This window comes from Nitratireductor aestuarii (assembly GCF_014641695.1).
Taxonomy (GTDB): domain Bacteria; phylum Pseudomonadota; class Alphaproteobacteria; order Rhizobiales; family Rhizobiaceae; genus Chelativorans; species Chelativorans aestuarii.
Map to the genome: position 1 here is coordinate 236334 of NZ_BMIF01000006.1, position 15446 is coordinate 251779.

The 15446-nt window shown below is 60.8% G+C and carries 13 protein-coding genes; 10 read left to right on the forward strand and 3 right to left on the reverse strand.

Annotated elements, in window-relative coordinates; genetic code table 11:
- Positions 1-5: 5 nt before the first annotated feature.
- The 3 genes from IEX27_RS11715 to IEX27_RS11725 all read right to left on the reverse strand — a co-directional run bounded on the left by IEX27_RS11715 (position 6) and on the right by IEX27_RS11725 (position 3392).
- The gene (locus tag IEX27_RS11715; RefSeq protein WP_188721233.1) at positions 6-1562 is read right to left on the reverse strand and encodes a sensor histidine kinase; all 1557 of its coding nucleotides are present in this window, start codon (positions 1560-1562) and stop codon (positions 6-8) included.
- Positions 1563-1645: 83 nt separating this feature from the next.
- Positions 1646-2812, reverse strand: a complete 1167-nt coding sequence (locus tag IEX27_RS11720; RefSeq protein ID WP_188721234.1) for a CaiB/BaiF CoA transferase family protein — start codon at positions 2810-2812, stop codon at positions 1646-1648.
- Between the two features lie 58 nt (positions 2813-2870).
- Positions 2871-3392: a MarR family winged helix-turn-helix transcriptional regulator gene (locus IEX27_RS11725; RefSeq protein ID WP_188721235.1), complete on the reverse strand. Its 522-nt coding sequence runs from the start codon at positions 3390-3392 to the stop codon at positions 2871-2873.
- A 151-nt stretch (positions 3393-3543) separates the two neighbouring features.
- On the opposite strand from IEX27_RS11725, the gene IEX27_RS11730 reads away from it, so the two are divergent.
- From IEX27_RS11730 to IEX27_RS11775, 10 genes are all read left to right on the forward strand, one after another.
- Positions 3544-4662 (forward strand): 2-hydroxyacyl-CoA dehydratase family protein, encoded by a 1119-nt coding sequence (locus IEX27_RS11730; RefSeq protein WP_188721236.1) that lies wholly within the window; start codon positions 3544-3546, stop codon positions 4660-4662.
- A gap of 2 nt (positions 4663-4664) precedes the next feature.
- Positions 4665-5942 carry a 2-hydroxyacyl-CoA dehydratase family protein gene (locus IEX27_RS11735; protein WP_188721237.1) on the forward strand — a complete coding sequence of 426 codons (1278 nt, stop codon included), beginning with the start codon at positions 4665-4667 and terminating at the stop codon, positions 5940-5942.
- Positions 5943-6010: 68 nt separating this feature from the next.
- Entirely contained in the window at positions 6011-7147 is a 1137-nt protein-coding gene (locus IEX27_RS11740; protein ID WP_188721238.1) for a CaiB/BaiF CoA transferase family protein, read from the forward strand.
- Positions 7144-8232: a CoA transferase gene (locus IEX27_RS11745; RefSeq protein ID WP_188721239.1), complete on the forward strand. Its 1089-nt coding sequence runs from the start codon at positions 7144-7146 to the stop codon at positions 8230-8232. Before IEX27_RS11740 ends, IEX27_RS11745 begins: the two co-directional genes overlap by 4 nt.
- Entirely contained in the window at positions 8232-9398 is a 1167-nt protein-coding gene (locus IEX27_RS11750) for a CaiB/BaiF CoA transferase family protein (RefSeq protein WP_188721240.1), read from the forward strand. The genes IEX27_RS11745 and IEX27_RS11750 overlap by 1 nt, the downstream gene beginning before the upstream one ends.
- 40 nt (positions 9399-9438) lie before the next feature.
- Entirely contained in the window at positions 9439-10446 is a 1008-nt protein-coding gene (locus tag IEX27_RS11755) for a TRAP transporter substrate-binding protein (RefSeq protein ID WP_188721241.1), read from the forward strand.
- Between the two features lie 76 nt (positions 10447-10522).
- Positions 10523-11044, forward strand: a complete 522-nt coding sequence (locus IEX27_RS11760; protein ID WP_188721242.1) for a TRAP transporter small permease — start codon at positions 10523-10525, stop codon at positions 11042-11044.
- Positions 11041-12336, forward strand: coding sequence for a TRAP transporter large permease (locus tag IEX27_RS11765; RefSeq protein ID WP_188721243.1), 1296 nt, complete (start codon positions 11041-11043; stop codon positions 12334-12336). The genes IEX27_RS11760 and IEX27_RS11765 overlap by 4 nt, the downstream gene beginning before the upstream one ends.
- On the forward strand, positions 12333-13535 hold the full coding sequence (locus IEX27_RS11770; protein ID WP_188721244.1) for an MFS transporter: 1203 nt from the start codon (positions 12333-12335) through the stop codon (positions 13533-13535). The genes IEX27_RS11765 and IEX27_RS11770 overlap by 4 nt, the downstream gene beginning before the upstream one ends.
- A 398-nt stretch (positions 13536-13933) precedes the next feature.
- Entirely contained in the window at positions 13934-15418 is a 1485-nt protein-coding gene (locus tag IEX27_RS11775) for a basic amino acid/polyamine antiporter (protein ID WP_188721245.1), read from the forward strand.
- Positions 15419-15446: the final 28 nt, after the last annotated feature.

Consider the following 15446-nt stretch of genomic DNA (forward strand, 5'->3'; position numbering starts at 1 on the left):
ATCCTTCAAGAACGGAGTAGGGCTGCGACCGGAGCTCTCATCTCAACTCTGAGGCCGGACGGATCGTAACTCTGCAGCACTTCTCCTGTTCCATCCAATCCCATGTTGACAAGTTTGGAACCGAACCCGCCTCCTCCTTCGGGTCGCACTACCTCCGGCCCACCCTCTTCGAGCCATTGCAGCACCAGTTCATCACCCGCACTCTTGCCTTCAATCTCCCAGCAAAGCGTGATCCATCCCGTCTCAGCAGATAGAGCTCCATATTTGATCGCGTTGGTGAATAGCTCATGCAGGATCATGGCCAGAGACAATGTGGCGTTGGGACCAAGCTCAAGTGACGGCCCGGTGACTGTGAAGCGCTCCCGCATTCCGAAATTGTCGATCGCCGACTCGACAATCCTTACAATGTCCGCCGAAGTCCAATTGTGCTGGATCAGCGCATCATGCGCACGGCTGAGCGCAACGATCCGCTGCGTCAGCGTTTTCATCACCTCGTCGTCGGCTACAGACCGCAGCGTTTGCGTCGCAATGGCCTGGACCGTGGCCAGGGTGTTCTTGACCCGGTGCTGCAGTTCCCGGTTTACGAGTTCAAGCCGCTGCTCGGCGAGCACATGTTCCGTGACGTCCTGGCCTTCAACGAATATGCCGGAGATGGTGCCGTTGGGCTCGTGTACCGCCTGGTAGATAAAGTCGAGATAATGGTCTTCTGGCGGAGAGTCATGATCAGGTTGCAGCCTGATCAAGGTGCGTCTTCCCACGAAGGGCTGCCCGGTCGTGTAAACCTTGTCCAGCAGTTCGACAAAGCCCTGGTCTACAGCTTCAGGCACGGCCTCGCGCACTGACTTGCCAACGACGTCCCTCAGGCCGACCAGCCGGCGATACGCCGCATTTGCGGACTGGAAAATGTGGTCGGGTCCAGACAGCATGGCAATGAAGCCTGGTGCTTCCTCGAATTGCCGGGCAATCCTGAGTGTTTCGTTCTTATATGCTTCGGTTCGCTGGTGCTGTTCGGTCACATCATTGCAAACCACCAGCACACCGCCGATTTCGCCATCCAGATCAATGGGCGAGTACCCATAGGTCCACCAGACGTTTTCCGGTTCGCCATCTCGATTGATCGGGACGAGCTGCTCCACATTCCAGGTTGCACCTCCTCCAGACATCACGAGTTCGATCTGCGGTCCGATGATCGGCCAGATGTCTTCCCAGGTTTCGCGACCACGCGCTCCCAGGGCCTTGGGGTGCATGGCAGGACCCATGGTTTGGCGGTACGCATCGTTGTAGAATTGGATAAGCTCAGGACCCCACCAGATGAACATCGGGTGCTGGCTGTTCAGCATCAATCGAATGGTCACCCTCAGGCTTTGTGGCCATGTGTCGGGGGAGCCTAAAGGTGTTGCCGACCAGTCGTGGGAACGCATCAACGCGCCCATTTCACCGCCGCCCTCAAGGAACAGTACTCTGGTATCCGCCATTTTCTTTACCGCCTTGGGTCGACACTCATACAACGCAGTAGCAGATAACATTCCTGACGTGGGGCAATTCGGCAATCGGGTCTGCAATATTTCGCCGACCGCACCGTTAGGGCTGCAGTTTTCCGCCCTGACAGAGGATTGGTGCTGCCGAGCGGCGAGGAGCCGCTTGGTTACGAGGAGAGGCCAAGTTCGGAAAGTATTTCCTCGGTATGCTCACCCGGTAGCGGCGGTGGTGCGGATACACCGGGGCCATCATGGGCAAAGCGGAAGCCCGCATTGAGGATCGAGGTGCGCTGTACCGCCGGGTTCGGCACATCGACCTCAAGCATGAGGTTGCGCCCTTCAAGTTGCGGCAGCTTCAGCACGTCGCGCACGGGGCGCACCGCGCCGGCGGGAACGCCTGCTTGCGAAAGGATGACTTCCCACTCCAGCGCCGTCTTCGTCTTGAAGGCTGCGGTCAGTTCCGCCTGAAGTTCACGGTCGTGAGCCATGCGGGAATCCGGGTCCGCAAATCGCGGATCGGAGAGCAGATCAGGCCGACCCAGCGCCGCGCACAGCCGCTCATACTGATTTTGCTGCACGGCGCCGATGGTGATCGCGTTCTCCGCCGTCTCGAATGTGTCGGCTGTGGGGGCCAGCGAGAAGCCGCGATTGCCGGTGCGCTTCGGCTCGATATTGGAGATGACCAGCGGGTTGACCACGGATGACATCATCACCAGCGAAGCATCGAGCATCGACATGTCGATGTATTGGCCGCGCCGTTCAGGGTCCCGCTCGCGCTGGATGTAGGCCGCCTGAATGGCAAATGCGGCAAGGAGGGCGCTGTAGGTATCGACGATGGGAAAGCCGACACGCATGGGGCCGCTGTCCGGTTCGCCAGAAAGGCCCATCAGCCCCGAAACGCTCTGAATGATCTGGTCGATGGCCGGGTAATCCCGCATCGGGCCATCCTGCCCGTAGCCGGAGATGGAGCAGAAGATCAGGCCGGGATTGATCTCGCGGACCGCCTCATATCCGAGGCCAAGGCGGTCAACGACGCCCGGACGGAAGTTCTCGACCATGATATCGCAGGTGGCAATGAGCTTCTGCGCCGCTTCGCGTCCGAAGTCGGACTTGAGATCAAGGACGATGGACTTCTTGCCGGCGTTGGCGCCAATGAAGGGTTCCGCCATCCCGCGCAATTCCTTGCGCTGGGTGTAGTTCCGCAGCACATCCCCTGTGGGCGGCTCTACCTTGATGACCTCCGCCCCGAGAAGGCACAGGAACTGGGTGGCCAGGGGGCCTGCGATAACATGACTGAAATCGGCGACGCGGACGCCTGCGAGTGGTTGTGCCAATGCTGCTCCTCCCTTAGTTCATTAGTTGAACTAATACGGCGAAGCCTGTCAAGCGGGGTCAGTCGTCACCATCGACGGCGATGGCTGCCGACAATCCGGTTCGCCGCGCCTGTCGCTCGCCAAGATGCGCATAAAGCTTGTTGAGGAGGTCGAAGAATTGACTTCGTTCTTCCTTGGTGAAGGTTTCAAAGATCGCGGCGTGCTGGGTGGTCACCCGTTCCGAGATCTTCTCGTAGCGCAGCTGTCCCGCCGCGGTTAGCTGCAAGGCATTGAAGCGTTTGTCAGCTGCCGACTTCGCCCGCTCGATCAGGCCGCGCGCTTCGAGTTCCTTGACCAGCTTCGTGATGGCCGATTTCTTGAAGACCAGTATTGCGGCAAGGTCGTTCTGGGAAATCCCCGGGTTGAGTGCGATGACACTCAGGATCGCAATCTCACCGTGCTCGGTGGCGAGGTCATTGAAGAATTCTGCATTCTCGGCGCGAATATAGGCACGCAGGGCGCGTGTCAGAAACGGGAGGTTCTCCCGCAGGGAGCCAAGGACCACCCGATCCTGTTGCCCCTCATCCATTGTGCCCGCCATGTGCGTCGCCCTCCATTGGCCGGTCGATGCCTGTGCCCGACGTCAGACAATCCGGTAGCTGACTAGCCGCCGTGCCGAAACCTGTCAAACGTGGCAGCTTGACGTTCCTCAAATTAGTTCTAAAAATGAACTAAAAAATTGGGAGGAGTCCTTGGCGCACGCATCATCGCTCCAGTCAAAAGGAGCAGCCGGAACACTGCTCGATCGTGCCTTCGAAGCGCGCGATCGGTATGAGCCAGTCGCTCCCCTGCCGCGCGTGGGTATTTTCGGCAATGGCTTCCCCGAAATACTGGTCGCTGCTGCGGGCGGCCTTCCGGTGCATCTCTCGATGGGAAGGCTTTCGAGCACTGCGGATATCGACGAGGTAATCGAGCCTTTCGTTGACGAGGAAGGCCGCATCTTTCTCAACCGCCTGATGAATGGCGAGTTTGACGACGTCGAGGGGATCATCTTTGCCCGCGATGATGCGCCGGCGCTCATTGCCTACCAATATGCCACCGAGTGGGTGCGGCAGGGCAGGGCACCGAAAGCCGTGCCGCCGCTGTTTCTTTGGAATCTGGTTCATACGCAGACACCAGCCGTTGAACGCTTCAATGCTGTTCAGGCCGAAAAGCTCTTCGGTTTCCTGGAGCGAATTGGACTGCGGAGGCCTGACGACGAGACGATTGCAGAAGCTTCCGCTGCCGAGAGCCGTCGCCGCGAGGCACTGAAACGTCTGGAAGCCGCAGGGGTGTCCGGCGCTACTGCGATGCGCTGGCGCAATGCCGGTCGCTTCATGCCTGCAGCAGAGCACGCGGACCTTCTCAATGCCGCTCTTGCCGATGCGGAGAAGGTCGAAAACAAGAGCCTGCGGATCGGCCTGATCGGATCGCCGCTCGCCTCACCCGCCTCCTATGACGTCTTTGAGCGTTACGGAACCATTGTCTGTGACTGGCAGCCCTGGGGTGCCGTCTGGCCGCGGCCCGGGAACGACAAGACCACTCTGGCTGATATCCTGCGCGCAGCGGCGGCTGACCCATCCTGTCCGCGCGTCAGTCCGACAACGGCTTTCCGGCAGGCGCTGATCGAAGCAGTCGTGAATGCTCGATGCGAGCTCGTGCTGTGCCAGCTCGCCCCGACGGACGACACGTTTGGCTGGGAGATCCCGGCCCTTGCATCGGAGCTCGAGAGCAGGGGCATTGCCTTCGTCAATCTCGGCTTCCGCGAGCCGGATCACGAAACGTGGCACGCACGTGCTGCAGCGCTCATTTCCGCAAAGCTTGGGGCCTGAACATGACAAGCACCTACGTGCCGCTTGAATCCACCAAGATTGCCACGAACCACCAGCGCGCCTGGGCCAAGAGCCTGCAGCAGCAGATCACCTCGGGCGCGACTTACGCCTTCGTCAACGCCGATACACCGCATGAGCTCTTTCATCACATGGGCTTGCCCATTGTGACGAACCAGTGGTGGTCGGCGATCATCGCGGCAAAGCAGCTGTCGGAATACTACTTCGATTACATGGAGACTCTTGGTTTCCATGACCGGCTTGCCCGCTATTCCAGCCTGCCCCTCATCGCGGAACTCGAAGGTGATCGCGAGCGGCAGCCGTGGGGAGGCCTGCCAAAACCGTCCATCCTGTGTGCGCGGCAAAGCGCCGACGACCACCAGAAGATCTTTTCGCTCTGGGCGGAGAAAACGGGCGCGCCGCTGTTTCTCTTTTCCACGCCAGCTGTGCCTGATCCGCATCCTGACTGGTGGCGGATGGGGCGGAGCGACTGGGAAACGCTCTATGGGGGCGACAGGCTGGATCTCATGGTCGATGAATTCAAGGAGCTGATCGCGCAGCTTGAAGAGCTCACGGGCCGTCCGTTCGACCATGAGGGCTTTGCAAGCTACATGGAGGCGATCAACGAGCAGGAACGCATCTACGAGGACGTTTCGGAAATCCTCGCAACCGCGCCGCGCAGCCCGATCCGCATTTCCGAGCAGATCCCCAATGCGATGATCCCGCAATGGCACCGAGGATCGGAATGGGCGCTCTCCCACGCAAGGCATTTCCGCGATGAACTTCATGAGCGCGTGAAGGCTGGCACAGCGGTGGTCGAGGAGGAACGCATCCGCATGATGTGGATCGGCGCCGGTCTCTGGTTCGACACGAGCTTCTACTCGGCATTCGAGGAAAGCCACGGGGCGGTCTTCGCCTGGTCCATGTACCTTCCCTTTGCGGCAGATGGGTACATCCGTGAGATCAAGGGGGACCCGTTGCGGGCGCTTGCGGCGCGCGTCTCCGCCATGAACGAGCAGCTCCACCAGCCGCCCTGGATCAACGCCTGGATGGTCGAGCAGGCCAAAAAGTACCGGATTGACGTGGCGCTTCTGCTCATTCCTGAGCATGACCGTTTTTCGGGCCACGGCTCCCTCTTTGCGAAGAAGGCGCTGGAAGAGGCAGGCGTTCGCGTCATCGAGGTGTGGTCCGACATGGTCGACCAGCGCCAGTGGAACCGGGAGGAGATGACCGCCCGCGTCAGCACCGTTCTGGATGCCGTTCTGGCGGAGAAAGGCGTTTGACTTAGTTCATTCGCTTAACTATTATCCCGGAACAGCACAGGTCATTGGCGAGCTATGGGAGGAGCGCCGTGGGTGCATTGGATGGACTGAAGATCGCCGACTTTTCCTGGGTTGGCGCAGGCCCGCGGGCGACCAAGGACCTCGCCGACAATGGCGCGACAGTCATCAAGATCGAATCCCGCAAGCGCCTCGACCTGGGGCGCATGTCACCTCCCTTTGCCGGCAATCCGAAGGATGTCGACGGGTCGGCATTCTTCGCGCAGACGAACACCTCCAAGAAGAGCGTTACGATCAACCTGTCCGATCCGCGCGGTATCGAGATCGCCAGGAGGCTCGTAGCGTGGGCAGACGTAGTGGTTGAGAATTTCGGTGCGGGCTTCATGGAGCGCATCGGGCTTGGCTATCAGGCGCTGAAGGAAATCAAGCCGAACATCATCCTCGCGAGCGTGTCGGTGGCCGGAAGGACCGGGCCCATGGCCGGCTTTCGCGGATACGGCAATTCCGCTGCCGCCCATTCGGGCCATGCCTGGCTGACAGGTGAGGCAGGGAGCCCGCCGCAGATGCCTCCGCTCGCTTATGGCGACGTGGTAGCGCCGATGTTCCTCACGGTTGCCATTCTGGCTGCTCTCGAACATCGTGCGCAAACCGGCGAAGGCCAGCACATCGACGTCTCGCAGATCGAGCCGATGGTGCATGTCATTGCTGATCTTTATGCGCAGGACGAGGTGGAAAAGACAGGCAATGATGACGGCGATTTCATCCTCCATGGCGTTTTCCCAGCGCGGGGCGAGGACCAGTGGATCGCGATTGTCATCGAGAATGACCGCCAAGCCGAGGCGCTGAAGCGCGAGCTTGGTATTGCGAGCCTCGACCGCGAGGCCATCAGCACTGCCACGAGCGCACAAGACAAGTTTTCGCTGTTCGATCGCCTTGCGGCCGCCGGTGTTCCGGCGGGTCCGGTACTCGATGGCAAGAACGTGCTGGAAAATCCTGAACTCGCGGCTGCGGGCCATTTCGTGAAGCTGGACCATCCTGTGATGGGGGCATCCAATATGCCCGCTCCGCCCTATGTTCTGCATGGGACGCCGGGCAAGGTGGAGCGCGCGCCGTGCCTTGGCGAGCATAACCGCGAAGTCTTCATCGACATGCTGGGCCTCGACGCGAACCATATCGAGACCCTGATTGCCGAAGGGAGTCTTGCATGAGCATGCTGGCCGGACTCCGCGTTCTGGAAATCGCTGACGGGATGACCGATGTGGGCGGCCGCATGCTGGCGGAGCTGGGCGCTGACGTCGCCGTTGTGCTTCCCGAGACGCAGGCCAACCGTACCCGCAGGCTTGCCTGGCACCATGGCAAGACGATCATTTCGCCGGATGACCCCGATGCGATCCGTGCGCTCGCGGCGAAGGCCGATGTCGTCCTCGATGGCCAGAGGGAAGGGGACCGCTTCGGCCTCGGTGAGGCGGTTTCGGACGACACGATCTACATTCGTGTTTCACCCTTCAGTACAAATGGACCCTATGCGGGACGCCCGGCGACGGACCTGACCCTCTTTGCGCTTTCGGGGCTCATGCACGTTACCGGCGATCCGAAACGCCTGCCGCTCAAGTTTCCCGGCCAGCAGGCCTATGCCCTGACGGGCATTCACGCGGCTACCGCTGCGCTGCTCGGACTTCAGGCCCGCCGACGCACCGGAAAGGGGCAGAAGGCGGACCTTTCCGCCTTCCAGAGTGCAGTGCTGTCGAATTATCGCGAAGCCCTCATGTATGAGTGGACCGGCCGCACTGGCCGTCGCCATGGCAACCTTCTGGTGCGTGGCAAGTCTGGTGTCCGTCAGGTCTGGCCGTGCAAGGACGGGTATGTCACCTGGTCCATGATCGACAATCCGTCGATGATGCGCGCGGTGGTGTCGGTGCTGGAGGAAAAGGGCGCGGCAGGCGAGCTCAGCCAGATCGACTGGGACAATACGCTTGTCGCGGATACCCCTCAGGAAACCATCGAGCGCTGGCAGGCGATCCTCGCCGACTTCTTCGCCAGCCATTCGCGCGAAGAACTGGGGGCCTGGTCGCTCAAGACAGGCTGGGGCCTGTCGGTAATCTACAGTCCGCAGGACGTTCGCGGCAGCGAGCACCTCAAGGCGCGTGGCCTGTTTGTCGAGGTGGTGGACGAAGAAACGGGCGTAACTGCGTCGGTGCCGGGTCCGCTCTTCCATTCGGCTGTGATGGACGCTCCGAGGCGCACACTGTCCAGACCGGTGCCCGCATCCGGCTTTGCGGGATGGGAGGGATAATGGGCGCACTTGAAGGGGTCAGGGTTGTCGACTTTTCCAAGTTCCTGCCGGGGCCTTACTGCACCTGGCTGCTTGCGGACATGGGGGCGGATGTCATCCGCATCGAGAACCCGCGCGAAATCGCCAAGCAGGCCAAGGCATTCGGGTGGGACAAGCTTTCGGACGCCGAGCGAAAGGCGCTGCGCGAGACCGACATTCTTGCGCGCAACAAGCGGTCGGTGATGCTCGACATCGGCGACGAGAAGGCGCAGGAAGCCATCAAGGCGCTGGTTGCGACCGCCGATATCGTGGTCGAGGATTACCGTCCGGGTGTTCTCGAAGGCATCGGGCTCGGCTACGATGCGCTCAAGGCGGTGAAGCCCGACATTATTTACGTCAGCCTTACCCTGTGTGGACAAACCGGCCCTTACCGGGACAAACCCGGACACGATCCGATCGCGCTTGCCATAACGGGCGTTCTGTCGCGTATTGGCGAGAACCCGGACGCGCCGAGCTTTTCCGGAATACCGGCTGCCGATGTCGTTACGGGTACTCACGCGGCCTTCGCGACACTTGCTGCCTACATTGAACGCCAGCGCACGGGTGAGGGCCGGCATGTGGATGTGGCTATGAGCGATTGCTCGATGTCACTCCTGGTCAATGTACTGTCGCGCCATGCAGATCTTTCGACCATTCCCCCGCGCGGTGCCCGGCGGGCCGACTCCGGGCTGTGGCGCACGAAGGACGGGAGCTACATCTGCACCACTGACATGGAACCCCGGTTCTGGCGCACGTTTTGTGAGACCGTCGGACGCCCGGATTTCATCGAGAGCCAGCATGACGTGTCGCGTCGTGGCGAAATCCGCGCCGAGCTCGACAAGGTGTTTGCGTCGCGAACCCGTGACGAATGGCTCCAGATCCTCGAAGCAGCAGGGACGCAGTATGCTCCGGTCAATGAGATATCGGAGGCACTGGCCGACCCACACCTGCGCGCACGCGGCATGGTAATGGAAATACCGGGGACATCCGGCCGTACCGTCCGACAGATTGGGCAGCCGGTCCGGCTGGACGAGGAGACTAGCATACGTAATCTCGGCCATGCGCCCGGAACCGACACGGAGGAGGTCCTGTCGGAACTGGGGCTCGCCAGGGAGATGATTGATCAGCTCATGTACAAGGGAGCATGAGCTGGAGGAAGATGGAACAGAGGGAGGAGAGATTATGAAAATGAGATCATTGGCAATTGCGCTGTTGACCGCAGTGAGCCTGGGCGCGGCATCGGGCGTCGCGGCAGCGGCGGATTTCGAACTGACTTACTCGACCACCTATTCGCCAACACATCCGTACGGTCAGGCGGATGCGTTGTGGATTGAGCGCATCGAGGAGCAGACCAACGGCCGCGTGAAGATTACCCCGTTCTGGGGTGGTGCGCTCATCAACAGCCGTGAAGGTGTCGACGAACTCAATGCCGGCGTTGCGGACATGGCCTACATCGCGCCGATCTACGCGACGTCCGGCTATGACCTCAGCCGGCTTACCCCGCAGTTCTTCTACGGCTACGGCGATGCGCTAAAGGTTCTCGAAGTCTACATGGAGCTCTGGAAAGACTATCCCCAGTATGCTCAGGAACTCGATGGCGCGCAGGTGCTCGGCTACAACGTAGGCACTCCGATGCATCTGATGCTGCGTGAGAAGCCCTTCAATCAGCTTTCGGACCTCAAGGGTCTGCGTCTCCGTTCCGCCGTGGATTACGTCGGCGCACTTACCGCGGCTGGTGCCGAGGGCGTGACCATGCCCATGACGGAAACCTATCCGTCGCTGCAGCGCGGTGTGCTTGATGGCGTCATCGCCCCGTATGAGGCGCTGAAATCACTGAGCTTTGCCGAGGTCATCAAGTATTATTCCGAACTGCCGCACAGCCGCGGGGCCTATCCGTCGCGCGCAATCAACGCTGCGGCCTGGGCTCGCCTGCCGGACGACATCAAGCAGGTGTTCCTCGACAATATCGATTTCCTGACCCAGAAGACCTACGAGTTGTCGCAAGCTGCCGAGGATGAAGGCCGCGCCTATGGCGAGAAGCTGGGTGTCCAGTTCAACGCGGTAGCACCCGAGGTCATTGCCGAATATTCGGCTGCCTTCGAGCCCGCCGCGCGGGAAACGGCCAAGCAGCTTGATGCAAAGGGTCTGCCCGGCACGGAAATCCACGACAAGATTCGCGCCGCCCTCAACAATTAAGGCCGGGATAAGCAATTTGCTGCCTTGGGCATGTCCCATGGCAGCAAAGCTGCGCCGGACGGCTCCGGATAGATCCATGCACTTCATAGATTCGAACCTGCGACGTATCTGCGCCGTGGCTGGCGTCATCGGCATCGCTGCAATTGTCAGCCTCATGGGGCTAACGGTCGTTACCGTGGTGCTGCGTGCTCTGCGGATTTCCTTCCCGGGAACGTACTCGCTGTCAGAGCTTCTGCTGATCCCGACCGTGAGCATCTCGGTCGCGTATGCCGCATTCTATAACGAGCATACGCGGGCGGAAATCTTCGTGAACATGATTTCCAATGAGAGGCTGCGCAACTTCATCCATGGGCTCATGCTGCTCCTGGGCTCGCTGTTCTGGGTCGTGGTGGTGTGGGCCACCATAAAGGAGGCGATCCGCCGGATGGCGCAGAACGAACTCTCGCCCATCATCAATGTGCCGGTGGCGCCATTTCGCTGGGCAATGGCTGCAGCCGTCATCCTTTGCGTGATCGTACTGGTGTGGCAGGGGCTCAAGCTCCTGAAAGGCATCCCGGTCGAAGAAGAAAACCACCATTTCCCGGAGCCGAAAGAATGACCGCACCGACCGTTGGCATGATCGGAATTGTCATCCTGTTCACGTTCATCGGCCTGGGCATGCCGATCGGCTTTGCGATGGGCCTTGTCGGCTTTGCAGGCTTCGCATTTCTGGTGAACTTTGATGCCGCCATCGTGCGCACCGGCGTCACCACCTACCATCTGGCGACAAACTACGCGATTGGTACGGTGCCGCTGTTTCTCTTCATGGCGCACATCCTTTTCTCCGCTGGTATCGGCAAGGACCTTTTCGACTTTGCCGCCAAGTGGATCGGTCGCAGGCGTGGTGGCCTGGCCATGGCGACCATCGGCGCTTCGGCCGGATTTGCCTCTGTCAACGCTTCCAGCCTTGCCGCGACAGCCACCATGGGGCTCATCGCGCTGCCGGAGATGCGCAAGCACAACTACAGCCTGCCGCTTGCGTCGGGCAGTGTTGTCGCCGGCGGCACAATCGGCTCGCTCATCCCGCCGAGCGGCATGTTCATCATCTACGGCATCCTCACCGAGACTTCGATCGGCAGGCTGTTCTCCGCCGGCATCATCCCCGGCATCCTGCTAGCTCTCTTCTACATGATCGCGATCGGCATCTGGTGCCGCCTCGATCCTGCGGCCGGGCCGCGCGGACCCCAATACTCCTGGCGCGAGAAGCTTCTCAGCTTCACCCAGATAGGCGAAGTGGTGGTGCTGTTCGTTCTTGTCATGGGTGGGATCATCGGTGGCTGGTTCACCGCCACTGAAGCTGGCGCGATTGGTGCGGCGGGCGCAATCCTCATCGCTCTCGTGCGGCGGCGTCTGTCATTCGAAAACCTGAAGATGGCCATCTATTCCACCCTCAAGACGACCGGCATGATCTTCGGCATCCTCTTTGGCGCCATGGTGTTCAACAGCTTCGTCACCGCCACGACCATCCCCATGAAGGTTGTCGATCTGGTGGCGACTGGCGATTTCTCACCCATGGTGGTGCTGCTGCTGATCCTGCTCATCTATTTCTTCCTGGGCATGATCCTCGATGCGTCGGCGATGATGACGCTGACGGTGCCGCTGTTTTTCCCGATCGTCACGTCGCTGGGTTTCGACGCCATCCTGTTCGGTGTTCTGGTCGTCCGCATGACGGAGATCGCGCTCATTACCCCGCCGGTGGGGATGAACGTCTATGTCCTGTCGGGCATTGCCAAGGACATTCCGCTGACCACCATGTTCCGGGGTGCAGCGCCATTCGTCGTGGCTGACGTTCTGCACGTGACGGCCCTCATTCTCTTCCCGTCGCTGGTCCTCTGGTTGGCTTACCTATGAGCGACAGCGACCGGAAGCGCTGGGCGCTGGTGACCACCACCGGCGTCCTCACCGGCGTCGGACATGGATTTGCAGCGTTTGCGGTATCTGCGCTTCTGAAGCCTCTTGCACTCGACCTCGACACGGGCAGGGGGGCTGTATCGATCGCCATCGGGTTGGGGAGGCTCGTCAGCGGACTTTCCTCCCCTGTCGTGGGGCGTATCACCGACCTCCATGGGCCGCGCCTCATCGTGATGGGAGGGATGATCCTCTCGGCGGTTGGACTTTTCGCCCTTTCTTTCGTGCAGTCGGAACTCCAACTTTATTTCGCCTGGTCGCTTTTATTGGCGGCAGGCACGGCGGCGGGCTTCACCGTAGCGCTCGACAAGCTTGTGGTCGCTACCTTCGTGCGCAGGCGCGGCATGGCGCTTGCGGTGCGGTTCTCGATATCGGCAGTCGTCGCCACGCTGATCGTGCCCATTGTCAGCTTCATGGTCGAACATGTCGGGTGGCGTCAGACATGCATCGTCTGGGGCGTCATCATCCTCTTCCTGATCCCGGTTCCGGCAATCTGGTTTCGCCAGCCGCCGGCAGCGGAGCGCAGAACATTGGAGCCAAAGGGCCTCAGCGCTCCAGAGGTCCAGTCCTTCTGGAGGAACAAGAACTTCTGGCTTATCGCCGTGGCGCTTTGCACGCAGGCGTCCGTCACCACCGGTCTTACGGTGCACCTCTTGCCCATGATGACGGACTATGGTCTCGATCCCGTGTTCGCAGGCACGCTGTTTGGTGTCATGATCCTCTTGACCATTCCGTTTCGACTGCTTGCCGGCTACATCGGAGATCGGCTGGACCCGCGGCACCTGCCCAGCATCCTTGGCGGCCTCATTGCTCTTGAGGGCCTGGCTATTTGCAGCTTTCCGCTGACGCCCGGCCTACCGTCCGTGCTCGTTGTCGTGTGTGCTCTCGGGATTGCCGCCGGGGCCCCCATGGTCCTGGTGCTTGTCATCTGCAACGAACTGTTCGGCCAGTCGAGCTTCGGTACGGTCCAGGGGAGCCTGATGATGGTCCAGGTGCCCGGAACCATGCTGGCGCCAGCCCTGGCAGGCTACGCCTACGATTTCACGGGGTCGTATGTCGCGGTTATCGCCGGCTTTGGCGTCCTGCTCATTGCGGGCGGTTCGATGCTCGGCTTCGTACGGATGCCCGCTCAGATCCGTTAGCCATCTGCTTTACACCGCGTGCAGCACGATTGGCGCGGAAGTCCTGCGATAGACTACTCATCCGACGCGCAAAGACTTGTCGATGGACAAAACTTCACATGAGAAGTACGATCCGCGCCGATGTCGGGTGGTCGTCTGCGACTGGACCCCACCATTGCGATGAAGATGCGGAAATCTCTATCCGCAAAGCCTGTAGGACCGCATACACCTTGATCGTTTCGGCGTTCTTCAGAAATGCCGAAGGGACCAAGGTCAGTTTGGCAGTTTCCTGAGGGAATCCGTTTCCAATAATCAGGGACTGCTCTGGTCGCGGAGCCCTTTGCCGTTCACTGCACCGACGCAGTGGCAGAATGCCGACAACTTCGACTCTTGGACGTTTGAACGACAGGAGAAGCGAGATGTCCGTAGGGACTGCCGGTCAGGCGGTCGATGTCGCCACTGATCAGGGGACGGCAGACAAGCTGGGGCTTCCGGCGCTGACGGCGATGGTCGTGGGCTCCATGGTGGGCGCCGGCGTCTTCCAGCTTCCTGCCCGTTTTGCCACCCAGACCGGCGTCTATGGCGCGCTGATCGCCTGGGCGATTGCAGGAACAGGCATGCTGTGCCTTGCCTTCGTGTTCCAGGCGCTGGCGGTCCGCAAGCCAAATCTCGACAATGGCGTCTATGTCTATGCCCGCGCGGGCTTCGGGCTTTACCCCGGCTTTCTTTCGGCTGTGGGTTTCTGGGCCTCCGCCTGTGCCGGAAACGCCTTCTACTGGGTGCTGATCATGACGACCATCTCGCAGCTCTTTCCGGAGCTTGGCGGGGTGTTCGGCACCGGCGACACCTGGCCCGCCTTCATCGTTTCCGTGGCGGCCGTGTGGAGCTTCTTCCTGCTCATCCGGAGGGGCGTCAAGGAAGCCGCCTGGATCAACTTCATCGTTACCATCGCCAAGCTCGTACCGCTCGGGCTGTTCCTGGTGCTCGTCATCTTCTTCTTTGACAGCTCGGTCTTCATGGGCAATCTGACTGGCGGCTATGACCTCCCGGGCGGCGACTCCCTCCTGCAGCAGGTGCGCGGCACGATGCTGATCACGGTCTTTGTGTTCCTCGGTATCGAGGGGGCCAGCGTCTATTCCCGCTATGCCAAGCGGCGCGAGGATGTGGGCATCGCCACGGTGCTTGGGTTCCTCTCTGTGCTCGCTCTTTTTGCAAGCATTTCAATCGTTTCCTACGGGATCCTGCCCAAGGAAGAGATCGCGGGGCTGCTGCAGCCGTCGGTCGGCGGCGTTCTTGAAGCAGCGGTCGGCACGTGGGGCGGCACCTTCATCCGCCTCGGACTCATCGTCTCGGTGCTGGGCGCCTATCTTGCCTGGCAGCTGCTGGCAGCCGACGTGGTCTATGCGGCGGCCAAGGACAATGACATGCCCCGCTATTTCGCCAAGCTCAACAACCAGCAGGTGCCGGAACACGCGGTGCTGTGGACCTCGATCTTCGTGTCCACCATCCTGTTCCTCGTCCAGTTCGTGCAGAACGCGCTCGACTTCACCCTCGATCTGACGGCAGCGCTATCGCTTGCCCCGTTCGCGCTGGCGAGCGCCTACGCCGTGAAGATCGCCTGGCGGGGCGAGGGCTACGAGCGGGCAGCGAACATGCGCAATCGCGAGCTGGTGATTGCGGCGGCCTCAACAGCCTACACGCTGTTTCTCATCTGGGCGGCGGGCTACGTCTTCATCTTCCTTGCCTGCATCCTGCTCGCGCCGGCGACCATCCTCTATTTCATGGCGCGGCGGCAGCAGAAGGAACAGGTTTTCACCCCGGCGGGGCTCATCATCTTCCTGGTCGTGCTCGCCTTCGCCGCGGTGGGAATTGCATTGCTGGCCACCGGCGTCGTGCAGGTCTGAGATCTGCATATCGCATCTATCGAGGGAG

What these genes read in the sequence shown, in the direction of transcription:
- IEX27_RS11725 (WP_188721235.1), bottom strand. Translation starts at nt 3,392, where the DNA reads ATGGCGGGCACAATGGATGAGGGGCAACAGGATCGGGTGGTCCTTGGC.
- IEX27_RS11735 (WP_188721237.1), top strand. Translation starts at nt 4,665, where the DNA reads ATGACAAGCACCTACGTGCCGCTTGAATCCACCAAGATTGCCACGAAC.
- IEX27_RS11745 (WP_188721239.1), top strand. Translation starts at nt 7,144, where the DNA reads ATGAGCATGCTGGCCGGACTCCGCGTTCTGGAAATCGCTGACGGGATG.
- IEX27_RS11750 (WP_188721240.1), top strand. Translation starts at nt 8,232, where the DNA reads ATGGGCGCACTTGAAGGGGTCAGGGTTGTCGACTTTTCCAAGTTCCTG.
- IEX27_RS11755 (WP_188721241.1), top strand. Translation starts at nt 9,439, where the DNA reads ATGAGATCATTGGCAATTGCGCTGTTGACCGCAGTGAGCCTGGGCGCG.
- IEX27_RS11760 (WP_188721242.1), top strand. Translation starts at nt 10,523, where the DNA reads ATGCACTTCATAGATTCGAACCTGCGACGTATCTGCGCCGTGGCTGGC.
- IEX27_RS11765 (WP_188721243.1), top strand. Translation starts at nt 11,041, where the DNA reads ATGACCGCACCGACCGTTGGCATGATCGGAATTGTCATCCTGTTCACG.
- IEX27_RS11770 (WP_188721244.1), top strand. Translation starts at nt 12,333, where the DNA reads ATGAGCGACAGCGACCGGAAGCGCTGGGCGCTGGTGACCACCACCGGC.
- IEX27_RS11775 (WP_188721245.1), top strand. Translation starts at nt 13,934, where the DNA reads ATGTCCGTAGGGACTGCCGGTCAGGCGGTCGATGTCGCCACTGATCAG.